The sequence below is a fragment of the Paraburkholderia fungorum genome (assembly GCF_046026025.1).
Taxonomy (GTDB): domain Bacteria; phylum Pseudomonadota; class Gammaproteobacteria; order Burkholderiales; family Burkholderiaceae; genus Paraburkholderia; species Paraburkholderia fungorum_E.
Genome location: NZ_JAQQFL010000009.1, coordinates 200,099 through 221,072, shown reverse-complemented (window position 1 = coordinate 221,072; position 20,974 = coordinate 200,099). Strand labels below are relative to the sequence as shown.

The 20,974-nt window shown below is 62.8% G+C and carries 19 protein-coding genes; 2 read left to right on the top strand and 17 right to left on the bottom strand.

Going from position 1 to position 20,974, the window contains the following annotated elements; genetic code table 11:
• Positions 1-238: 238 nt before the first annotated feature.
• The 11 genes from denD to PQR67_RS13085 form a co-directional block, all read right to left on the bottom strand.
• Positions 239-1,219 (bottom strand): D-erythronate dehydrogenase, encoded by a 981-nt coding sequence (gene denD / locus PQR67_RS13135; protein ID WP_408459288.1) that lies wholly within the window; start codon positions 1,217-1,219, stop codon positions 239-241.
• Positions 1,220-1,244: 25 nt separating this feature from the next.
• Positions 1,245-2,036 (bottom strand): 2-oxo-tetronate isomerase, encoded by a 792-nt coding sequence (gene otnI / locus PQR67_RS13130; protein WP_408459286.1) that lies wholly within the window; start codon positions 2,034-2,036, stop codon positions 1,245-1,247.
• A 72-nt stretch (positions 2,037-2,108) separates the two neighbouring features.
• Positions 2,109-2,771, bottom strand: coding sequence for a 3-oxo-tetronate 4-phosphate decarboxylase (gene otnC, locus PQR67_RS13125; protein WP_408459283.1), 663 nt, complete (start codon positions 2,769-2,771; stop codon positions 2,109-2,111).
• Positions 2,768-4,078 (bottom strand): 3-oxo-tetronate kinase, encoded by a 1,311-nt coding sequence (otnK, locus tag PQR67_RS13120; RefSeq protein WP_408459280.1) that lies wholly within the window; start codon positions 4,076-4,078, stop codon positions 2,768-2,770. The genes otnC and otnK overlap by 4 nt, the downstream gene beginning before the upstream one ends.
• Before the next feature lie 14 nt (positions 4,079-4,092).
• Positions 4,093-4,983, bottom strand: a complete 891-nt coding sequence (ltnD, locus tag PQR67_RS13115; RefSeq protein ID WP_408459277.1) for an L-threonate dehydrogenase — start codon at positions 4,981-4,983, stop codon at positions 4,093-4,095.
• A 63-nt stretch (positions 4,984-5,046) separates the two neighbouring features.
• Positions 5,047-5,751 (bottom strand): FadR/GntR family transcriptional regulator, encoded by a 705-nt coding sequence (locus tag PQR67_RS13110; protein ID WP_408459274.1) that lies wholly within the window; start codon positions 5,749-5,751, stop codon positions 5,047-5,049.
• Between the two features lie 87 nt (positions 5,752-5,838).
• Positions 5,839-7,185, bottom strand: a complete 1,347-nt coding sequence (locus tag PQR67_RS13105) for a 2-hydroxycarboxylate transporter family protein (RefSeq protein WP_408459271.1) — start codon at positions 7,183-7,185, stop codon at positions 5,839-5,841.
• 52 nt (positions 7,186-7,237) lie between these two features.
• Positions 7,238-8,602 carry a short-chain fatty acid transporter gene (locus PQR67_RS13100; RefSeq protein WP_408459268.1) on the bottom strand — a complete coding sequence of 455 codons (1,365 nt, stop codon included), beginning with the start codon at positions 8,600-8,602 and terminating at the stop codon, positions 7,238-7,240.
• A gap of 66 nt (positions 8,603-8,668) precedes the next feature.
• Positions 8,669-9,460 (bottom strand): amidohydrolase family protein, encoded by a 792-nt coding sequence (locus PQR67_RS13095; RefSeq protein WP_408459265.1) that lies wholly within the window; start codon positions 9,458-9,460, stop codon positions 8,669-8,671.
• 65 nt (positions 9,461-9,525) lie between these two features.
• Positions 9,526-10,731, bottom strand: coding sequence for a CaiB/BaiF CoA transferase family protein (locus PQR67_RS13090; RefSeq protein WP_408459263.1), 1,206 nt, complete (start codon positions 10,729-10,731; stop codon positions 9,526-9,528).
• 44 nt (positions 10,732-10,775) lie between these two features.
• On the bottom strand, positions 10,776-11,684 hold the full coding sequence (locus PQR67_RS13085; protein ID WP_408459260.1) for an HpcH/HpaI aldolase/citrate lyase family protein: 909 nt from the start codon (positions 11,682-11,684) through the stop codon (positions 10,776-10,778).
• Positions 11,685-11,788: 104 nt separating this feature from the next.
• Between PQR67_RS13085 and PQR67_RS13080 the strand changes: the two genes are divergently transcribed.
• A complete protein-coding gene (locus PQR67_RS13080) occupies positions 11,789-12,685 on the top strand; it encodes a LysR family transcriptional regulator (RefSeq protein WP_408459257.1) in 897 nt (298 codons plus the stop codon).
• Positions 12,686-12,692: 7 nt separating this feature from the next.
• On the opposite strand, the gene PQR67_RS13075 is transcribed toward PQR67_RS13080, so the two are convergent.
• The 5 genes from PQR67_RS13075 to PQR67_RS13055 form a co-directional block, all read right to left on the bottom strand.
• Positions 12,693-13,760 (bottom strand): LacI family DNA-binding transcriptional regulator, encoded by a 1,068-nt coding sequence (locus PQR67_RS13075; RefSeq protein ID WP_408459254.1) that lies wholly within the window; start codon positions 13,758-13,760, stop codon positions 12,693-12,695.
• Between the two features lie 111 nt (positions 13,761-13,871).
• Complete coding sequence (locus PQR67_RS13070; protein ID WP_408459251.1) at positions 13,872-15,197, bottom strand: MFS transporter; 1,326 nt, start codon at positions 15,195-15,197, stop codon at positions 13,872-13,874.
• Between the two features lie 69 nt (positions 15,198-15,266).
• The gene (locus tag PQR67_RS13065) at positions 15,267-16,001 is read right to left on the bottom strand and encodes a ribonuclease activity regulator RraA (protein WP_408459249.1); all 735 of its coding nucleotides are present in this window, start codon (positions 15,999-16,001) and stop codon (positions 15,267-15,269) included.
• Positions 16,002-16,018: 17 nt separating this feature from the next.
• Positions 16,019-17,818: an L-arabinonate dehydratase gene (gene araD, locus PQR67_RS13060; protein WP_408459353.1), complete on the bottom strand. Its 1,800-nt coding sequence runs from the start codon at positions 17,816-17,818 to the stop codon at positions 16,019-16,021.
• A gap of 173 nt (positions 17,819-17,991) precedes the next feature.
• Entirely contained in the window at positions 17,992-18,675 is a 684-nt protein-coding gene (locus tag PQR67_RS13055; protein WP_408459246.1) for a glutathione S-transferase, read from the bottom strand.
• 145 nt (positions 18,676-18,820) lie between these two features.
• Between PQR67_RS13055 and PQR67_RS13050 the strand changes: the two genes are divergently transcribed.
• Positions 18,821-19,396 (top strand): TetR/AcrR family transcriptional regulator, encoded by a 576-nt coding sequence (locus PQR67_RS13050; protein WP_408459244.1) that lies wholly within the window; start codon positions 18,821-18,823, stop codon positions 19,394-19,396.
• 78 nt (positions 19,397-19,474) lie between these two features.
• On the opposite strand, the gene PQR67_RS13045 is transcribed toward PQR67_RS13050, so the two are convergent.
• The gene (locus PQR67_RS13045) at positions 19,475-20,914 is read right to left on the bottom strand and encodes a DEAD/DEAH box helicase (protein ID WP_408459242.1); all 1,440 of its coding nucleotides are present in this window, start codon (positions 20,912-20,914) and stop codon (positions 19,475-19,477) included.
• Between the last annotated feature and the right edge of the window lie 60 nt (positions 20,915-20,974).

Genomic DNA, 20,974 nt, shown 5'->3' with positions numbered 1-20,974 from the left:
GCACGGCCGAAATCATGTCAAGCAAAGCCGGCCCCCCGGCCAGGGAATACATGCCGGCCCGCGGCCACGTTGCAATGGCAATGTATAGATATGAAGATTGACGCGCGCGTCGCTCGTTCCGGCAGCAGTGCCCTTGCGCCTGTCAGCCAGGACGAGGCGTTGAATCATTCTCCGACCCACGGCGTCCCTGAAACAACAACCGCGGCAGGTGCGGCAGGTGCGGCAGGCGCGCTACCCGCTAGCGAATCTGGATGCCCTCGTCGGCGATATAGCTGCGAATCACGTCGGCGAAGCTGCGCTCGGCGCTCAACCCGAGCCGTTCGGCGCGCGCGGCATCCCACTGCCCCGGCCAGCCGCCGACAATCTTCTCCACCCGCGCATCCGGCGCCCACACGATCCGCCTTACCACCTCGTCGCCCGCCACCTCGCGCAGCGCCGCCACCATCTCGTCGACGCTCACCGAGATTCCCGGCAGATTCAGCGCGCGCTGGTTGCCGAGCGTAGCGGAATCGAGTTCGAGTCCGGCGATCAGACTTTCGATCGCTTTGCGCGGCGACAGCAGCCACAGGCGCGTCGTGCCTGCCACCGGACACACCGCGGTTTCGCCGTTCAGCGGCTCGCGAACAATGCCGCTCGCGAACGACGACGCCGCCGCATTCGGCTTGCCCGGCCGCACGCTAATGGTGGGCAGGCGCAACACCCGGCCGTCGACGAAACCCCGCCGCGTGTAGTCGTTGAGCAGCAACTCCGCGATCGCCTTCTGCGTGCCGTACGACGATTGCGGATTCAGCGCGGTGTCGTTCTGCACGACCTCGGGCAGATCGCCGCCATACACGGCCACCGAACTCGTGAACACCACCTGCGGCGTGTGTCCACGCTGCCGGCAGGTTTCCAGCAGCAAGCGCGACGCGTCCAGATTGATGCGCATGCCAAGATCGAAATCCGCCTCGGCCTGTCCGCTTACGATCGCGGCAAGATGGAAGATCGCCGCGGTGCGGTCGTCGATTACGCTGTCGAGCACGCTGCGCTCTGCGATGTCGCCTACTTTCGAGCGCACGCGGCGGTCGCCGAAATCGTTTCCGTGGGCCACATCGAGCAACACCAGTTCGGTAATCGCTTGTGGCTGGCCGTGTTGGTCTTTCACAGCACCACGCGCCAATAGTTCGCGCGCGAGACGCTGGCCAAGAAAACCCGCCCCGCCGGTAATCAGGACTTTCATGATGGGCTTCGTCCTTCCTTTGTTCTCATTGACGAGCGGCGTTCAGATACGGTGCAAGCCAGCCGAGTCCCGCTGAGGTGCCGGCCCTCGGCCGATACTCGCAACCGATGTAGCCGTCATAACCGAGCGAGTCGATCAGATCGAACAGATACGGATAGTTCAGTTCGCCGATATCGGGTTCGTGGCGCTCCGGTACGCCCGCGACCTGAATGTGGCCAATGCCTGCCATATCGCGTTTGAGCTTGACGGCCAGGTCGCCTTCGACGATCTGGCAGTGATAGCAGTCGAACTGCACCTTGAGATTCGGCGCGCCCACTTCCGCGCAAATCGCCTGCGCGTCGTCCTGGCGGTTCAGAAAGAAGCCGGGTATGTCGCGCGTATTGATCGGTTCGATCACGACGGTAATGCCGTCTTCCCGCGCTGCCTTGGCGGCATAGGCGAGATTCTTCAGATACACCTCGCGATGCCGCGCGCGCGGCTGGTCCGCGCCAATCAAACCGGCCATCACATGCAATGTGCGATTGCCGAGCATGCGCGTGTAATCGAGCGCGGTTTCGATGCTGCGGCGAAATTCATCTTCGCGGCCCGGCAGCGAAGCAATGCCGCGTTCGCCCGCGGCCCAGTCGCCGGGTGGCGCATTGAAAAGCGCCTGAGTCAGGCCGTTCTCTTCGAGCCGCGCCTTGATTTCCCCGGCACGAAAATCGTAGGGAAACAGAAACTCCACGGCCTTGAAGCCGTCTTTTGCCGCAGCGGCGAAACGGTCGAGAAACGCGTGCTCGTTGTACATCATGGTCAGGTTGGCGGCGAAGCGAGGCATAGCGAAAACTCCCTGAAAACGGTTTGGATCTGTCAGCATGGCAGCGCCACCTGGCTTTGCTTTTGCCGGCGCCTACCAGCGCGCGCCGAACACCCTGCGAAGTTCTTCGAGCGCCGCATCGTCGAGCGGCGCGGGGCGTGGATTGGTCATCAGCCACAGACGCGCGGTCTCTTCGAGCTCTTCAAGCACATACGACGCTTGCGTCACCGAGCGCTCCCACACCACCGGTCCGAGGCGTTCGAGCAAGACCGCGCGAACGGTGCCCGCGAGCGCGGCGATCTGCTCGGGCACTTGCGGGTCGCCGGGCCGTTGGTAACGAATCAGAGGGACGTGGCCCACTTTCATCACGTAGTACGGGGTGATCGGCGGTAGAACATCGTTGTCGCGCCATACGCCGGCGAGCGTCAAGGCAACCAGATGGGTGGAATGCGTGTGGACGATGCCGCGCGCCTCACCGTTATGTGCATAGATGCCCCGATGCAGCGCCAATGTTTTCGACGGCTTGCCACCGGACACCGCATTGCCGCCGGCATCGACCTTGGCGATATCGGCCGGATCGAGCCGGCCGAGGCAGGCGTCGGTCGGCGTGATCAGCCAGCCGTCGTCGAGGCGCGCGCTAATGTTCCCCGCGCTGCCCACCGTATAGCCGCGTTGATAGAGACTCGCACCGGTCACGCAGATTTCTTCGCGCACGCGTGCTTCGTTCGTCGTGTGAAGTGAGGGCGTGCCGGTCATGGCGCGGCTCCATCGAGGTGACGCAGCGCCTTTTCGAAAAAATCGATTGCGCCGAAGTTGCCGGATTTCAATGCAAGCGCGAGCGGCTCGGCGTCCGTCGTTGCGGTGGCGGGCACGCCCGGATCGATCTGCGCACCGATCCGCAACGTGTGCACCTCGAGCGCCTGCACCACGGCGCCCGAGGTTTCACCGCCCGCCACCACGAACTTGCGCACGCCGCGCTCGCGCAAACCGCGCGCGATCGACGCCAACGTGGATTCGACCAGCTGCCCCGCTTCGTTGACACCGAGCTCGCGCTGCACCGCTTTGACTTCGTCGGGCGTGGCGGTGGCATAGATCAGCATGGCTTCGTCTTTATCCAGGTGTGGCTGTGCAAAGGCCAGCGCCTGCTCGACCACCGGTTCGCCGCGCGCCGCCGCCAGCGGGTCGATACGGAACGCAGGCCGTGTCTCGCGCCAGGCCGCCACTTGCGCGTTGGTCGCCTTCGAGGCGCTACCGGCCAGCACCGCCGACAATCCTTCAATGCGCGGCAATCGTGCGGCGTCGTTGCGTTGCGCGAGCAAACCGGCGCGGCGAAAGTTGGCAGGCAGGCCCAGCGCAATCCCGGAGCCTCCCGTGATCAGCGTGAAGTCGGCACATGCCTCGCCGAGTACGTGAAGATCCGCGTCCGACACCGCATCGGCAATCGCCATTCGTACGCCGTCGCCATGCAGCGCATCGAAAGATTCACGCACGGCCTCCGCGCCTTTTGCCACCGTGTCGTAACGCACCAGGCCGACTTTCGACCGGGTCTGCCGCTGAAGCACGCGCACGAGGTTCGCATCGCGCATCGGCGTGAGCGGATGATTTTCCATGCCCGATTCGTTCAGCAACGTATCGCCGACAAACAGATAGCCGCGATAGATCGTGCGGCCGTTCTCCGGAAACGCCGGACAGGCGATCGTGAAAGCCGTAGCGCGTGGCCCGGTCGACAAGGCATCGAGCAAGGCGTCGGTGACCGGACCGATGTTGCCGGCGTCGGTCGAGTCAAACGTCGAACAGTATTTGAAAAAGAACTGGCGGCATCCTTGCGCGCGCAACCAGTCGAGTGCGGCGAGCGATTGCGCGAGCGCATCGGCCGCGGCGATCGTGCGCGATTTCAGCGCGACGACCAGCGCATCGGCATCGACAGCATCGTTCGATGCGGGCACACCGATGGTCTGCACCGTGCGCATGCCGCCGCGCACCAGCATATTGGCCAGATCGGTGGCGCCGGTGAAATCGTCGGCGATGCAGCCGAGCAGCGCGCGTCCGGATGAGCTGGTCATGACAGCCTCCGCGCTTACGTCGCCGCCGGCAACTGGATGCCGGGGAAAATCTTGATCACGGCGGCATCGTCCTCGCCGCCATGCCCTGCTGTCGACGCCATCATGAACATCTGATGCGCCGCCGCCGACAAGGGCAATGGAAATTTCGAGCCGCGCGCGGTATCGAGCACCAGACCGAGATCCTTGACGAAGATATCGACCGCCGAGAGCGGCGTGTAATCGCCGCTCAGAATATGCGGCACGCGGTTCTCGAACATCCACGAATTACCCGCGCTATGCGTGATGACCTCGTACAACGCGTCGGGATCGACACCTTCGCGCAGACCGAGCGCCATCGCCTCGGCGGCCACGGCGATATGCACGCCGGCCAGCAACTGATTGATGATCTTCACTTTCGAGCCGGCACCGTGCGCCGGACCCAGCCGATAGACCTTCCCCGCCATCGCGGCCAGCACGTACTCGCACGCCGCATAGGCGGTGTCCGGGCCGGACGTCATCATCGTCATTTCGCCGGAAGCGGCACGCGCCGCACCACCGGACACCGGCGCGTCGAGCATCTGCAAGCCAGCCGCCTCGATCCGCTTGCCGAGTTCGATTGCGAAGTCCGGCGCGACGGTCGCGCTCGCGATCACCACGCTACCGGGCTTCATCGCGGCAACCGCGCCTTGCGCGCCAAACAGCACCGTTTCGGTTTGGCCGGCATTCACGACCAGCGTGACGACGACCTCGCATTGCGCGCCAAGCTCAGCAGGCGACGCACAACCGATGCCGCCTGCCGCAACGAACGTTTGCAGAATCTCGCTGCGCAGATCGCACGCGTGGACCCGAAAGCCGGCGCGCAACGGCGAGCGCGCAACGCCCATGCCCATCGCTCCGAGACCGATAACGCCGACATTTCTGGACATGCCTGACCTTTACGTTGGTGAGTTGCAAGCGTGCCGATAGCGCCCGATTCGAGGCGCCTCAGCTCAGCAAATACCCGCTTCGGCGAGCCGCCGTGCCGCGTTGTTCATATGAGTACTCGCCGCATTGCGCGCCGCAGCCGGATCGCCCGCCCGGATCGCCGCGACGATGGCCGCGTGTTCTTCGCGCACCTGACGTGAAAAGTCGTCGCGCAGCGCTTCGTTGTGCCGCGTCACCAGGGTGCCGGCTTCGAGGTACTGATTCAGGAAAATGAGCGTCTTGAGGAAATACGGGTTGCCGGTGGCCACGGCAATGGCGCGGTGGAAAGCGACATCTTCGGCGACGCCGTTCTCGCCTTCAGCCACCGCTTCGTCGATCCTGGCGAGCGCGGCGTCGATCGACACCATGTCCGCGTCGCTGCGGCGCAGGGCGGCTTCCGAGGCCACCTCGGCCTCGATCGCTCGCCGCAGCGCGAGAATCTGCAGCACCGAACCCGCTTCGACCGCTTCCGCGTAGTCGATCCGTAGCGGCCGGATCGCGCCGTGCGCGGCGATGAACACGCCGCTGCCCTGGCGCGGCTCGACCACACCTTCGTTCTTCAGCCGCGAAATCGCCTCGCGAATCACCGTGCGGCTCACGCCGAATTGCTGCGCCAGCACTGCCTCGGTCGGCAGTTTTCCGCCACGCGCGAAGGTGCCTTTGTCGATCTGCTTGAGCAACTGCTGCGCGACGGTATCGCTCAGCGCGCGGACCGGAATCTTCTCGAACATGGACGTCCCGATGGATCATGTTGTCGGGTCATCATACAAATTTGAGATCTCGACGGCATCCGTTCAAACCCTGGGTTCAACCACGTCTTAGCGCAGATACGCGAACACGGCCAGCGCGGTCATGACGGTAATCGCACCGCCGATGCGCGTGGCAATCTGTGCAAACGGCATCAGCTCCATCCGGTTGGCGGCAGTCAGAATCGCAACATCGCCCGTTCCCCCCAGTCCGCTATGCGTTGCATTGACGATCGCCGCTTCGACCGGATACATCCCGATCAGCCGCCCAACGAAAAATCCTGTCACCGTCAACGCCAGCACAGTGGATACGGCCGTCACGATATTGACCCAATGGAAAGCCGTGACGATCTCGCCCCATGGCGTCATCGCAACACTGATGGCAAACATCAACGGATAGGTCACCGCCGTGGAAAAGAATCCATACATGAAGCGTGCGCCGCTTCTCACGCGCGGCGACACCACCTGAAACAGTTGTGCGGCGACCACCAGCACCAGCATGACGACCGGCGCGGGCCAGTCGAACAACTGATGGCTCAACACGCCGAGCAGATAGAGCGCGATCGCGGTCGCACCTGCTGCCGCAACCGAACTCACATCGAATTCGAATGTGAGCGGCGCGCCCGTGATCTCGCCATCGCCGATCCCGTCCATCGTCAACTGGCCGTTGCCCGTCCACTTCGGCTTACGCGTGCCGAGATAGCTCAACAGGTCCGCGCAGCAGATCGCGGCAATATTGCCCAGCATGACGGCGGACAGAACCTGGGCAAACAACGGGCCCTGCTCGACGCCCATGATTTGCGCGTAGCCCGCCGACAAGGGAAGCGCGCCCTCGCCGACGCCGCCCGCCATGATCGGCACCACGACGAAGAAAAGTGCATGTTTGACGTCCATGCCGAGCGCCGCACCGACCCCTGTACCCACCAACGCGGCCACGACCGAGCCACTGGCGACCGGAATGAAGATGCGCACAAAGCCCTTGATCAGCGTACGGCGATCCATGCTGAGCACACTGCCGACGATGATCGCCGCGATGAAGAGATACAGGAAGTTGGAGCTCTTCGTGAAGTCGGTGACCGCCTTGACGACCGGTGCCGGCATCAGCTTGTAGTACACCAGCATGGAAGGAATGAACGCCGCAAAAATCGACGTGGCGCCAACATGGCGAATCCACGGAATACGCTTTGCCAGTTCGGCGCATGTGAAGCCGCCAACGGCAACCAGTGCAATGCCGGTAGGCAGATCCGAGGCAAGCTTGCCTCTCATCGTCATCGCGGCCAGCACACCAAGGAGTACGCAATACACCGGCACGGGCAGCGAACCCACACTCGTGTCGAACAGGGCCCACCAGCGCGCTCTGAATGTTCGCGCTTCCGATTGCGCCCGGCCTGTTATCTCATGCGTCGTTGCCGATTCCATTTGCCTGTCTCCGTTCATATCGTCTTATTCGTTTGCCCATCTCGCTTGCCCGTCAAGCGAGCAGCAGCAACGCAGCGCCGTAGACCACCGTTCCTACCAGGAAAGTCATGACGGTGAAGCCGAGCACACGCTGGACGCCGACGCCCGCCATCGCGACGACTGGCGCGGCCCAGAACGGCTGCAACATGTTCGAGACCTGCTCGCCCATGGCAACGGCCATCGTCGTGGCCGGCACGGATGCATGCAGCGCCACCGCGGCGGGCACGACGAAGGGTCCCTGCACCGCCCAGTGGCCACCGCCGCTCGGAATGAAGAACGTCACGATCAGCGAGCAGATATAGCTCCAGAACGGCAACGTGTGCGCGTTCGAAATCGCGATGAAGAAATGCGAGATCACGTCCGGCAGTCCGGTGGCGTCCATCATCCCCATGACGCCGCCGTACAGCGGATACTGAAGCATCATCGAACCGGTCTGCTTTGCTGCGTTCTTCACTGCATCCGCGTATGCCAATGGATACCCATGCAGAATGACGCCGGCGATGAACATCACAAAGATCACGGCGTTCACACCTGAAAACGCGGTGTGCTGCACCTGCGCGAGCACGAGAAAAGCAATGCCTGCCGCGCCGATAAACGCACTGCCCAGCCATGAGTGTTCAATCCAGCGAGCGAAGCTCAGCTTGCCCTGCGGCTTTTCACGCAAGGGCGCATCCGGATTCTTCTCCCTGTCGAGCACCACCGCATCCGCGTCACGCGGCTTGAGCCAGGCCAGCACGAACGGCATGACAATCAGCATCGCGACAGTCGGCACCAGATTGAAACTCGTGAAAACGGTCGCGCTAAACGGCAGGACCTGGCCGGTCAACTTCTGCACGACGTTCATCGCGCTGCCGGGCGTCGACTGCGCGAGTGCGATCGAACTCGAGATGCCGCTTGCCCATACTACCCAGCCGGAAAAACCGGCTGCAACGATCCACGCGAAATCGACGCGCATGCGTTTAGCGACTTCACGAGCCAGCAACGCGCTGACGACGAGGCCGAGCCCCCAATTGCAGAACGACGCCACAGCGACGAGAACGAAGGTGAGCGTCGCCGCCTGAACGGGCGTACGCGCAATCGAAACCAGGGCCTTGAAGATGCGCTGCACCGGTGGCGCATGAGCGAACGCGTGACCGGTCACGAGCACCAGCGTAATCTGGAAGGCAAACGTGAGGATGTCGAAGAAACCCTTGTACCAGCCATCGACCAGGCGCCCCAACGTTGCGTGCGGAGCGAAGAGCGCGGACAGCACCGCGACAATCGCCGTAATGAGTATGGCAAGCACGAACGGGTCTGGAATCGTGCGCTCGAAGAGGCTGATCGTCGCTTCGGTGAAGCGCGTCTTGCGTACGGGTGCTGTTGCGGCGGCGGGTTTCATGGTTTGTCTCCGGATGTTCTCTATGCCCGACGCGTTCTGTGCGCGCTCAGGTTAGTGGTGTCGTGCTCAGGTCGGAAAGCCGTAGAGTGTCGCGGCGTTGTCGACCAGAATGCGGCGGCGTGTTGTATCGTCGTCGGCCCATGCGCCAAGCAGGTCGAACAGCATGACGTCGTCCGGTTTATGCAACTCGGTCGTGTGCGGCCAGTCACTGCCCCAGACCACCCTTTCCGGCAGCGCGTCGATCCATGCACGCGCGGTCTCCGTGCTGTCGGCGTAGCCGCCATTCAGACCAGCAATAGAGTCGAGATAAGCGCCCGAGAGCTTGACCCACACGCGGCCGTTTTCGGCAAGACGCCGCACGACGGCGAATGCCGGATGAGACGCCCCCTGTGGCAAGGGCAAGCGCGCCAGATGATCGAACACGACGGTTGCCGGAAGCCGTGCGAGCATTGCTTCATGCTCGACGATCTGTGCGGCTGTCCAATGCAGTTGAACGTGCCAACCGAGTTCCGCGACGCGGCAGGCGAGCGGCTCGACCATGTCGAAGCCGACAACGGCATTGGCAGCGGTATACAGCGTGAAGCGAATGCCGCGGATGCCCCCTTCGTGCAGCAAGGCCAGTTGCTCGTCGCTCACGTCGGGTCGTAGCACCGCGACGCCGCGCGCACGGTTCAGTCCGAGTTGGGCGATGGCGTCGAGTGTCACGCTGTTATCGGTGCCATACCTGCGCGGCGTCACGACGACGGTCCGCTGCGTACCGATGCGTGCCTGCACTTTGCGGTAATCGGCCACGCTTGCGTCTTCCACGAAGCCCACGCCCGATTTACCCACGAGGAAGCGGCGGTCGTAGATATGCATGTGCGAATCACATGCGCCTGGCGGCGCTGCGAACCGAGGCTGCTGGATATCCATGGAACGCCCCTTCACAACACCGCGCGCGTGGCGCGAAGCGACGCGATCTGCGTATCGGTCAGGCCGACGTCGCGCAGCACCGCATCGGAATGCTGGCCGAACGCCGGCGCGGCAACCGGCTCCGGCCCCGCTGTCGCGCCAAAACGGATCGGCTGCCTGAAGCCGCGATAGCGCCCGACACCCGGATACTCGAAACTGCTCACCATCTCCTCGGCCACGACCTGCGGATCGTCGAACATATCCTCGACACTGCGCGCAGCCGCGCACGGCACGGCATCGCCGAACAGCGCTTCCCATTCGAGCGCCGTGCGCGCCTGCAATGCGGCATGGAGCGTCGGCACGATCTCGTCGCAATGAAGGGCGCGTTTGCGTACCGTGTCATAGCGCTCGTCCCGCGCCAGCGCTTCGAGGCCCGTCTTCTCGCAGAGCGATTGCCAGAAGTGCGGTGTATTCGCGGAGATATAAAGGTAGCCCTCGCGAGTCGGATGAATGCCCGTGATGCCGCCCGAACGCATGTCACGGCCGACGTCCTTGGGTTCACCGTCGGCCCAGATCATGCGAGCCGATTGCATGGTGAGCGCGCTGCGCAGCAGCGACACCCCGACGTACTGTCCCGCGCCGCTACGCTCACGCTCAAACAGCGCGGACGACACGCCCGCCGCCACGAGCGCGGCCGCGTAATAATCGACCACGGAGCCGTACAGAATCTCCGGCGGCCCACCACGCTTTCCCTGCAAGGTGCACATGCCGGTCATTGTTTGCAGCACCTGGTCGTAGCCGGCCTTCTCCTTATTCGGCCCGGTTTCGCCATAACCCGTCACCGAGCAGTAGATCAGACGCGGATTGAGCTCGCGCAGTTGTTCGTAGGCAATTCCGAGGCGCGCCGGCACATTCGGGCGGAAGTTGTGGACGAGCACGTCGGCCGATTCGACCAGGCGCTTGAGCACGGCAAGCGCTTCGGGTTGCTTCAGGTCGAGAACGAGACCGCGCTTGCCTCGATTGACACCCAGGAACGCACGACTTTCGGCTTCGAGGGTCGACGGATATTTGCGCAGGTTGTCGCCCACGGGCGGCTCGATCTTGATCACTTCGGCACCCTGATCGGCCAGCAGCGTGCAACCGTAAGGGCCTGCGATATAGGCGCTCAGGTCGAGTACGCGCACGCCCGCGAGCGGGCCGCGGGCTTCGGCGGGCGATGGATTCGACGATCGTTGCATGGGGAACTCCGTGTCTCTCTAGTGTTTCGCCGCTCGTGCCCAAATCAATGGGCGAGGTCCGCGCCGGCGAGCGCCGCGCGTTGTTGGCTGGTGAGAAGTCCGAGGCGTTCGGCATGGCCGACCAGCACACGCGCACGCTCCACGAACGGCGGATCGATCATCCGTCCATCGACGACGTACGCGCCCAGCCCCTTGCTGTCCGCTTCGCGTGCTGCTTCGACAACGTGCACTGCATGCTCGATCTCCTCGTCTGAGGGAAGAAAAACCTCGTTGGCGATGGCAATCTGGCTCGGATGGATGCAGGTCTTGCCGAGAAAGCCCAGCGCACGTGCAAGCTGTGCTTCGGCGCGAAAACCGGCTTCGTCGCGGATGTTGGCGAACGCCGAGTCGTACGCGAACACGCCGGCCTCACCCGCCGCGATACGCAGGCCAAACATCGCCTGCTGAATTGCGGAGGGCTCCCGGCGAGCCACGCCCAGCGGCTCGAACAGGTCGCCGAGACCCAACTGCAGACCCCTTACGCGAGGATGCGCACCAGCCAGTTCAGCGGCACAGCGGAACGCTTTCGGCGATTCGATATTGAGTAGCAGTCCGACCGGTGCGACGACGCCGTTGGCGCGCTCCGCCTGCTCGATCAGCGCTACGGCAGCCCGCACGTCATCCGCGGTTTCGGGCTTGGGGAGATTGATCAGGTTCAGACCGGGTTGAACAACCGCGTCGATGTCAGCGCGGCAGTACGGTGTGTCGAGCGCATTGACGCGCACGATCAGGACTTTTCTCTGGCCGGTGGCGTCGCTTGAGCACAGCAGATCGCGAAGCGCCTCACGCGCCTGCGGTTTGCGCTCGGCTGAAACCGCATCTTCCAGATCGAACGAGAGCGCGTCAGCCGCGCTCGCGAGCGCCTTGACAAAGAGTTCCGGGCGCGACGCCGGCACGAATAATTTGCTTCTCATGTCTCCAGTCCTTCTCTTCTGCTCGACTGGAAACGAGTCTAAGTCCGCTCAGGATTTAGATAAACTATCCAATCCTATCTTTAAACGGTAGATAATCTATCTTTATGGAAACCGAATTTCTCGCCAATCTCCTGCTGGTTGTCGATAGCGGCTCAATGGCCGAAGCGGCACGCCGTGTGGGCGTCACGCCCGCCGCCGTGGCGCAGCAGATCCAGTCGCTCGAGCGCGAACTGGGCGTGCCGCTCCTGGTGCGCGCCGGACGCACGGTCATTCCGACGGAAGCCGGGCATCGCGTAATAGAACGCGCGCGCGGCCTCGTTCGTGAATTGTCCGAGTTGAAAGCGTTCGCGCTCGAAGGCCAGGCCGCCGGCGAATTACGTATCGGCACGATCACCACGGCCCTCCTCAGCCTGCTGCCCGACGCGCTCGCCAGTTTCGCCACGGCTTTCCCGCAGGCGAAGGTGCTGATCCGGGCAGGCACGTCGATGGAGTTGTACGACACGCTGCAACGCGGCGACCTCGACGTGGCCGTCTGCCTGCATCCCGCATTCGCGCTGCCGAAGGCCTACGACTGGCATCTGCTGAGAGAAGAGCCGATCGTCGTACTCGCCCCGTCACGGCTCGCAAAAGACGATCCTCACGAACTGCTGCGCCGCGAGCCGTTCATTCGCTACGACCGTTCGCTCGGCGGCGGCAAGCAGGCGGACGACTACCTGCGCGAGGCGAAAATCGTGCCGCACGAACTGTTCGAACTGAATTCGCTGATGGCCATCGCGATGATGGTCGACCGTGGACTTGGCGTCTCACTCGCGCCCGACATCGTGTCGCCATTGACCGTGGGATTGGGCATTGCAAAGATAGCGTTGCCGGCGAACACCGAACCACGGCGCTTCGGGGTTCTTTGGCACCGGGCCTCACCGAGAGGACGATTGATCGCGGGCTTCCTCCGCTGCGCGGACGAAAGCGTTGGAGCGGCTCAACCCGGAATGCAAGTCAGGTAATACCGCGTCAGGTCGTCTCGCGCTCGACGATATGAAAACCGACGTCAGTCACTTTGACGTTATCGTCGCCGGCCAGACGATCGAGCAGGCAGCGCGCGGCGGTGAGTCCGATGCGGGTGCCGTCCACGCGCACGGTGGTGAGTTGCGGCGTCGTTTCGGTGGCGAATTCGAGGTCGCCGAAACCGCAGACTGACAGTTGCGATGGCACGCTCAAGCCGAGCTGCCTCGCCGCGCCAAGCACACCGATCGCCAGCAGATCCGAGCCGCAAAACACGGCGTCGAGTTGCGGCGCCTGCTCGAACAGCGTCGGCAATGCGGCTTTGCCGAGTGCGATCGAACTCGGTGGCGACACCCGCACCTCGGCAATGTTGCGAATCCCTGCCTGCGCAAGCCGGTCACAAAAGCCGTTGCGGCGTGCGAGCGCCCGCTCGTCGTTCGCCAGCACGAGCCCAGGCGCCCGCAGGTTCCGTTGCAGAAAGTGTTCGGCCACGGCGGCGCCGATCTGATAGTGCGAAAAGCCGACCAGCATGTCGATCGGCGCGTCAGTCATATCCCAGGTTTCGACGATCGGCAGACCCACGTTGCGCAAGCGTTCGCGCAACGAGTCCGTATGGGCGACACCCGTCAGCAACACCCCTTCCGGGCGCCGGCTCAGCACCGCGTCGAGCAGCGCCTCTTCGCTCGAATCGCTATAGCCGCTCAAGGCCAGCAGCACCTGATAGCCCGCGCGCGACATCGTCTCGCTGAATACCTGGATCGTGGTGGAAAACAGCGAGTGAGAGATGGTCGGCACGATCGCCGCGATCAGCCGCGAACGCGCCGACGACAATCCGCCCGCAAGGCGATTCGGTACATAGCCGAGCTTCTGCACGACCTGCCGCACCCGTTCAAGCGTTTCGGGCGCGACCGTCTCGGGACTATTGAAAACACGCGACACCGTAATCGGCGCGACGCCCGCTTGCGCGGCGACATCCGTGATGCGCAGACCCTTGGCGCCGCCACGCAAGCGTTTCGCTGGCGCCACCGTCTCCGTCATAGCGGGGCTGGCAGTGGCGGTAGGCTTGTGATTCGGCATGGCTCGGTGACTAGGTGATGGGTCGCGCGTATTGTAGACCGCCATAGATCGGCATAGGCCGCCGGCGACGAGAAGCTCTAACGTGCTGGGTCACAAGGACCCCAAGCGGATCTACTCGGTTACGGGCACAGGGCCTGGCGCGATGGAGCCGCCCCGATTGCGCCGCAGGATGAACACTGTGACCACGGCGAACACCAGCAGACAGGTCGCCGGAATCAGCATGGGCGCCTTCACGCTACCCGTGGTCTGACGTACCCACGGCACCAGATTCTGCGCGATGAAGCCGCCGATATTGCCAAGTGAATTGATCGCCGCAATGCCGGCCGCAGCACGCGCGCCAAACAGGAACTTCGGCGGCAGCGTCCAGAAACACGGAATCAGCAGATACATGCACGGCGCGCCGAAGCAAAGCGCGGCAAACCGCAGTGTGTTCGTCGGCAGAAACACTGCGCTCAGGAAGCACGCCACGCCGAGCAGCGCCGCTACCAGCATCGCGACGATGGCACGATTGCCGCCGCGCAGCTTTGACGGCAACCACGCCAGCACGATGGTCGCCATCAGCCAGGGAATGATGTTCAGCAGACCATTGGTCGTATTGCTGACACCGAAGCCTTTCACCAGCGTCGGCAGCCAGTAGCTCACACCGTAGACGGAAATCGACAGCATCATGTAATAAAACGCCATGCCGATCACTCGCGGCTCCGTCAATACGCTGAGCAATGAGGCGTGGCCCGCGTAGCGTTCCTTCATCTGCGCGCGTTCTGCGTCGAACGTGCCGGTGAGCCATTGTTGTTCGTCGACGGAGAGAAATTTTGCCTGTTTCGGCGATGCCGGCAGCAGGCGCAACACGACAAAGGTCAGCAAAATCGACGGCAAGCCGGTCACGATGAACACGAGCTGCCAGCCGTGCAGTCCCGCGAGTCCGCCCTTGTCGAGCAGCCAGCCGCAAATCGGCGCACCCACCATGTTGCCCAGACTGCTGCCGACAGTGAAATAACCCAGCATGCGCACGCGATGCCGCGACGGAAACCACAAGGTCAGGTAGTAGATCACGCCCGGATACAGCCCCGCCTCCGACGCGCCGAGTAGAAAACGCAGCACGTAGAACATCGTCGCGTTCTGCGTAAACGCGAGCAGTATCGTGACGATGCCCCACGTGAACATGATGCGCGCCATCCAGCGCGGCGCGCCGTACTTGTGCAGCAACACATTGCTCGGCACTTCGAACAGCAGGTAGCCGATGAAAAACAGCGACGCACCCAGCCCGTACGCGACCTCGGAAAGCCCGAGGCTGCCGATCATTTGCAGCTTGGCAAAGCTGATATTCGAACGGTCGATGTAGGCGACCAGATAGAGCACCCCGAGCAACGGCATCAAACGGAGTGCCAGGCGATTGATCAGGCGCGATTCGTCGATCGCCGGTGTCGTCATATTCACTGTGTCTCCTGCGCTCGCGCCGGTCGCGCGAGCAATGGCTAATTGACGGCTCGAAACAGCGTCAGCGCATTATTGTTTTTGTGCACGCCATTGGGCGTATGCGGCCAGCGTTTCCTCGTTGGGCGGATACGTGCCGCGCAGCGGCCGGCCCTCTTCGATACGCTGCGTGATAAACAGCTCGAGTTGCTCCTGCTCGGTGGCGTCACGCGCGATGTCGGTTGCCATTTCGCGCGGCACGATGACCACGCCGTCCACATCGGCGACGACGATATCGCCCGGATACACCGGCACACCGCCGCAAGCGATCGGCACATTCATATCGACTGCATGATGTTTCGCCAGATTCAGCGGCGCGCTCGCGCCGGCACACCAGATCGGCAAACCCAGTTCCGCGATCGTGCCGCTATCGCGCACCGGGCCATCCGAAACCATGCCGGCCACGCCACGCTTGGCCAGCCGCAGCGCGAGAATCGAACCGACCGATGCGACCGCGCGTTCCCCGCGGCAGTCCTGCACCAGCACGCTGCCGGGCGGCGCCGTTTCAACGGCTTTGCGCTGCGGATGGTCCGAGTCCTGGAACACGCCGACGTGGTCGATATCCTCCCGGGCCGGGATGTTGCGCAGCGTGAATGCCGGGCCGACAACGTTAGGTGCGCCAGGCGCCGGTTTGACCAGCGGCGCGACACCTTGCAGGAATACGTTGCGCAAGCCGCGCTTGAAAAGTTGCGTGGTCAGCGTTGCCGTGCTGACGTGCCGTAGCTGCTCGAGTGTGGCGTCGCTGATGGTGAGCTTGGATGCGGTCATGAGAGGTCTGGGTCGAGTTAGTGGATTTCAGGTTCGGTACGCGTCGTGCCCGGCGAGGCTGGCTCCGTCGGCGCGGCCTGCACCGGACTTTGCGGCGCGCTTGCACTCAACGGTTCTTCAAGGAAGTCGAAGTCACACCCCTTGTTGGCCTGCGTCACGTGAAGTTGATGCATGACGCCGAAACCGCGCTCGAACGGCCGCCTGGGCGGTTGCCACGCGGCCTTGCGCGCGGCGAGTTCCGTATCGCTCACGGCGAGATGCAAACGCCGGGCCGGCACGTCCAGCTCGATCATGTCGCCATCCCTGACCAATGCGAGCGGACCACCCACGAACGATTCGGGCGCCACGTGCAACACGCACGCGCCGTAACTGGTGCCGCTCATGCGCGCATCGGAAATCCGCACCATGTCGCGCACACCTTGCTTCAATAGCTTTTGTGGAATCGGCAGTTGGCCCCACTCCGGCATGCCGGGCGCGCCCACAGGACCCGCATGCTGCAACACGATCACCGAATCGGCTGCGACGACCAGCTCTTCCGAGTCGATGCGCGCCGCCATGTCGGCGTAGTCCTTGAACACCACCGCCGGACCCCGGTGTTTCTGCAGATGCGCTTCCATCGCCGCGGGTTTGATCACCGCGCCATCCGGCGCCAGATTGCCGGTCAGCACCGCGAGGCCGTCGCTGGCAACGAGTGGATTGGCACGCTTGCGAATGACGTCGTCGTCGAATATTTCCGCGCCGGCAATGTTCTCGCCGAGCGTCGCGCCATTGACCGTCATCTGCGTGCCGTCGATCAGTTCGCCCAACTCGACCAGTAGCGCGCGCAGGCCGCCGGCGTAGAAAAAGTCTTCCATCAGATACTGGCCTGCGGGACGCAGATTGCCGAGCACCGGTGTGATGCGTGCCAGTTCGTCAAAGCGTGCCGTCGTCAGATCGATGCCGGCGCGGCGCGCCACGGCGACGAGGTGGACGATCGCGTTGGTCGAACCGGACATGGCAAGCACGGTGGTCACCGCGTTGTCGAACGACTTGGCGCTCAGGATGTCGGACGGCTTCTGATCGGTCCACACCATCTCGACGATGCGCTGTCCTGTCAGCGAAGCAAATTGCGCATGCCGCGAATCGACTGCGGGGATCGACGAGAAGCCGGCCAGCGTCAGGCCGAGTGCCTCGGTGGCGCTGGTCATCGTCGACGCGGTGCCCATCGTCATGCAGTGCCCCGGCGATCGCGCAATGCCGCTCTCGATGCCCTTCCACTCTTCTTCTGTGATTTTGCCGGCGCGCAATTCAGCCCAGTATTTCCACGTGTCCGAGCCGCTGCCCAGCGTGCGGCCATTCCAGTTGCCCCGCAGCATCGGCCCCGCCGGCAGATAGATGGACGGCAGATTCATGCTGATCGCGCCCATCAGCAAACCGGGCGTGGTCTTGTCGCAACCGCCCATCAGCACACAGCCGTCGAACGGATAGGACTTCAGCAATTCCTCGGTTTCCATCGCGAGGAAGTTGCGATACAGCATGGTGGTCGGTTTCTGGAACGGCTCGGCCAGTGTCATCACCGGCATTTCGACCGGAAAACCGCCGGCCTGCCAGACGCCGCGCTTCACCTCCTCGACGCGCTGTTTGAAATGCGTGTGGCACGAGTTGATCTCGCTCCACGTGTTGACGACGGCAATCACCGGCTTGCCCATGTAATCCGACGGGTGGTAACCCATTTGCGCGGTTCGTGAACGGTGGCCGAACGAGCGCAGGTCGTTCACGCCGTACCAGCGGTAGCTGCGAAGCTGCTCAGGGGTTTTGCGGTTCGATGACACGGACATCTCCATGGTAGCGATACCATTACGCTTCACGATTTGAATCCGGTGAAGCTTCTGGGTGACACGCATGGTAGCGCTACCATCCGGCAGCGTCGCTAAGGGATTCCACTTAGGCGGGTGCCGGGTGCAACAGAAAGTGAAAACCGTGCCGGGTAAGGCCGGTCACGGTTGCGATTTCAGGCGAACGCCGGCTGGTTCCTGACGCTCGGGCGTTCTCGCATTCTCGTGTACCAGGCCAGAAGGGCCTCGCACTCGGCAGGCACGGGCAGCTTCACGATCGACGCAAAGACCAGCCCGCCAATGAGGGTGATGTCGGCCATCGAGAAGGCATCCCCAGCGACAAACGGCTGTTTTGTCAGAACGTCATTGAAGTAGCGCATGCCCCTCAGGGCTTTGTCGCGCTGACGAAACCCCCACTCTGCGTTCTGATAGAGCTCGACGTTGGGTCCAAGCCCTGGCGTGGCATGGTGGAAATAGACACTGATGGCATCGAGCAACTCCAGCTCGGCGCGCTTGCTCATCATGTGGATCACGCCCTTTTCGAGCGGTGTCCTGCCCGTCAGCGTGGGTGCGCCATCGAGTGCATCGATGTATTCGGTAATGGCGGTGCATTCGGCGATGCAGGTTCCGTCGTCGAGTTCGAGGACCGGCAGTGTGCCCGAGTAGTTTTTCCCGGAGATAAACGCCGGCCTTTTGTGCTCCCCCTTGTAAAGATCGACCATCACGAACTCGACGCGCGATTGCAGATTTTTCTCGGCCAGAGCGATACGAACGCGTGTCGGATAAGGTCCCTGGGGGAAATCGTAAATCGTCATGGGCGGGAGTGCGGTTACGTCGAAATTGATGGTGCTGGAAGTCATGCTTGCCTCTCTATGCAGTCTGTTACACGGGGTCGGACGATATGGGGAGATATCGCTCACCGACCTACCTAACGATCGTTAGGTTAACAATAGAGGCTATACTCCCCTGTGTCAACGGTCATTCCAGCTTGCGGAGGCGGTGGTAGTGAAGAACGACTCAGGCTTGAGTTCCAGGGAGCGAATCCTGGTGGCCGCCACAAAGATTGCGCAGGCCCACGGCTATGGCGGCTTGAATTATCGCGATCTCGCTGACGATGTCGGCATCAAGGCCGCGAGCATCTATCATCACTTCGCCAGCAAGGCCGATCTTGGGGCAGCCGTGGCAAGGCGTTATTGGGAGGAGTCAGCGGCGACCCTGGATGCGCTTTTGGCCGAATCCGCGGATCCGATGGACTGCCTGCGCCACTATCCCGATACGTTTCGCAAGGCGCTTGAGAGCGGTAATCGCATATGCCTGTGCAGCTTCATGGCCGCCGAAACTGACGACCTGCCGGAAATGGTGACGAAAGAGGTCCAGACCTTTGCCGATGTGAATGTTGCCTGGCTGAGCCGGGTGCTATCCGCTGCGGCTGTGGTCAGCTCCGAGGATAGCGAACGGCGTGCTCGCGCCATCTTCGCCGCCGTCGCTGGTGCTCAGCTCATTGCCAGGAGTCGCTCGGATATTTCTCTCTACGACGGGCTAATCGAAAGCTATCGCGTTGCGGGTCTTCTGCCGGCATAGCAGAAGCGAGAAAATCGGCCCATGCGGACTCACGTATCGGCATCCAGGGCTGGCGTTACTCGTCCCTACGGATCAGGGTTAGCGTTTTCCGCTGCCACCGGCGGGTTTGCCAGCCGGCTTAGGTGAACCCGAAGCTGGCTTGCCGGCGGGTTTGCTGCGTGGCTTTTGCACACTGAATGGGCTACCGCTGGATAAGCTAGCGCCTTTACCCGCGGCCACAGCGCGCTGCGCCGCAGGCTTGCGTTTGTTTTCGCCACTTTGCGGACGCGGTTTTTTGCTGGGCACCTGCACGGCGCCCGGCGCACTTTGCGGAACTTTAGGCTTCTTGGGCTTTTTGGGTTTCTTGATGATCTCGCCCGTTGCGCTAGTTTGCGGCACGCGGTGTTCGGCTTCAAAACCCGGCTCTTCTTCACGGCGCAGCGTTTGCCGGATCAGCGCTTCGATCGCGGCCAGTTGCGGTGCTTCATCGGCACACACAAGGGACACCGCCACGCCGCTGGCGCCCGCGCGGCCGGTACGGCCGATACGGTGCACATAGTCTTGCGCCACGATCGGCAGATCGACGTTGATCACCAGCGGCAAGTCGTCGATATCCAGCCCGCGCGCAGCCACATCGGTGGCTACCAGCATATGAACTTCACCCGTCTTGAAGCGCTCCAGCGCACGCAGGCGCGCGGGTTGCGGTTTGTCGCCGTGGATGGTGTCGACCGCATAGCCCGCTTCATCCAGCATGGCCGCCAGGTAATCCACGCCAATGCGGGTTTTGACGAACACCAGCGCGTGCTGCCAGTTGTTCTCAGCCACAAGGTGCATGAAGAGGTCAGGCTTGTTCTTTTTATCCACCGTCACCACCCACTGCTTGATCTTGCTGGCCGTGGCATTGGGCGGGCTGACGCTGATATTGATGGGGCCGCGCAGAATGCCCGCCGCCATGACGCGGATATCATCGGTAAACGTGGCAGAGAACAGCAGGGTCTGGCGCTCGCCGGGCAAGGCAGCAAAGACGGCGTTGAGTTCGCGCGCAAAGCCCAGATCCAGCATGCGGTCGGCCTCATCCAGCACCAGCGTTTGTACCTGATCAAATTGCACTGCGTTCTGGCGGTTGAGATCCAGCAAACGGCCCGGCGTGGCAACGAGCACATCCACGCCTTTGCGCAACGTCATCATTTGCGGGTTGATGCTCACACCGCCATAGGCAGCCAGAAATCGTAAGTCGAGGCCTTTGCCGTATTCGATAAAGCTTTGCAGCACCTGTTCGGCCAGCTCACGCGTGGGCACCAGCACCAGAACACGCGCGCGGTTGCTGGACACCGCCGGGCCGTGTTGCACTAGCCGCTGCAGCAGCGGCAGCGCAAAACCCGCCGTTTTGCCAGTGCCGGTCTGTGCCGCAGCCATGACGTCGCGGCCACTGAGCACAGCAGGAATCGCCTTGGCCTGCACCGGCGTAGGTGTCTGGTAATTGAGGTCCTGCAGATTACGCAGCAAGGGATCGATCAGGCCAAGCGAGGCAAAAGACATGGGTGTATTCCGGGCTAAAGCCGCAATTCTAGCGGCTACCGTCTGATTGCACCGCGCAGA

What these genes read in the sequence shown, in the direction of transcription:
- denD (WP_408459288.1), bottom strand. Translation starts at nt 1,219, where the DNA reads ATGAAAGTCCTGATTACCGGCGGGGCGGGTTTTCTTGGCCAGCGTCTC.
- PQR67_RS13045 (WP_408459242.1), bottom strand. Translation starts at nt 20,914, where the DNA reads ATGTCTTTTGCCTCGCTTGGCCTGATCGATCCCTTGCTGCGTAATCTG.
- PQR67_RS13085 (WP_408459260.1), bottom strand. Translation starts at nt 11,684, where the DNA reads ATGAGAAGCAAATTATTCGTGCCGGCGTCGCGCCCGGAACTCTTTGTC.
- PQR67_RS13100 (WP_408459268.1), bottom strand. Translation starts at nt 8,602, where the DNA reads ATGAAACCCGCCGCCGCAACAGCACCCGTACGCAAGACGCGCTTCACC.
- otnK (WP_408459280.1), bottom strand. Translation starts at nt 4,078, where the DNA reads ATGACCAGCTCATCCGGACGCGCGCTGCTCGGCTGCATCGCCGACGAT.
- PQR67_RS13095 (WP_408459265.1), bottom strand. Translation starts at nt 9,460, where the DNA reads ATGCATATCTACGACCGCCGCTTCCTCGTGGGTAAATCGGGCGTGGGC.
- otnC (WP_408459283.1), bottom strand. Translation starts at nt 2,771, where the DNA reads ATGACCGGCACGCCCTCACTTCACACGACGAACGAAGCACGCGTGCGC.
- PQR67_RS13090 (WP_408459263.1), bottom strand. Translation starts at nt 10,731, where the DNA reads ATGCAACGATCGTCGAATCCATCGCCCGCCGAAGCCCGCGGCCCGCTC.
- otnI (WP_408459286.1), bottom strand. Translation starts at nt 2,036, where the DNA reads ATGCCTCGCTTCGCCGCCAACCTGACCATGATGTACAACGAGCACGCG.
- ltnD (WP_408459277.1), bottom strand. Translation starts at nt 4,983, where the DNA reads ATGTCCAGAAATGTCGGCGTTATCGGTCTCGGAGCGATGGGCATGGGC.
- araD (WP_408459353.1), bottom strand. Translation starts at nt 17,818, where the DNA reads ATGTCCGTGTCATCGAACCGCAAAACCCCTGAGCAGCTTCGCAGCTAC.
- PQR67_RS13110 (WP_408459274.1), bottom strand. Translation starts at nt 5,751, where the DNA reads ATGTTCGAGAAGATTCCGGTCCGCGCGCTGAGCGATACCGTCGCGCAG.
- PQR67_RS13065 (WP_408459249.1), bottom strand. Translation starts at nt 16,001, where the DNA reads ATGACCGCATCCAAGCTCACCATCAGCGACGCCACACTCGAGCAGCTA.
- PQR67_RS13080 (WP_408459257.1), top strand. Translation starts at nt 11,789, where the DNA reads ATGGAAACCGAATTTCTCGCCAATCTCCTGCTGGTTGTCGATAGCGGC.
- PQR67_RS13075 (WP_408459254.1), bottom strand. Translation starts at nt 13,760, where the DNA reads ATGCCGAATCACAAGCCTACCGCCACTGCCAGCCCCGCTATGACGGAG.
- PQR67_RS13105 (WP_408459271.1), bottom strand. Translation starts at nt 7,185, where the DNA reads ATGGAATCGGCAACGACGCATGAGATAACAGGCCGGGCGCAATCGGAA.
- PQR67_RS13055 (WP_408459246.1), bottom strand. Translation starts at nt 18,675, where the DNA reads ATGACTTCCAGCACCATCAATTTCGACGTAACCGCACTCCCGCCCATG.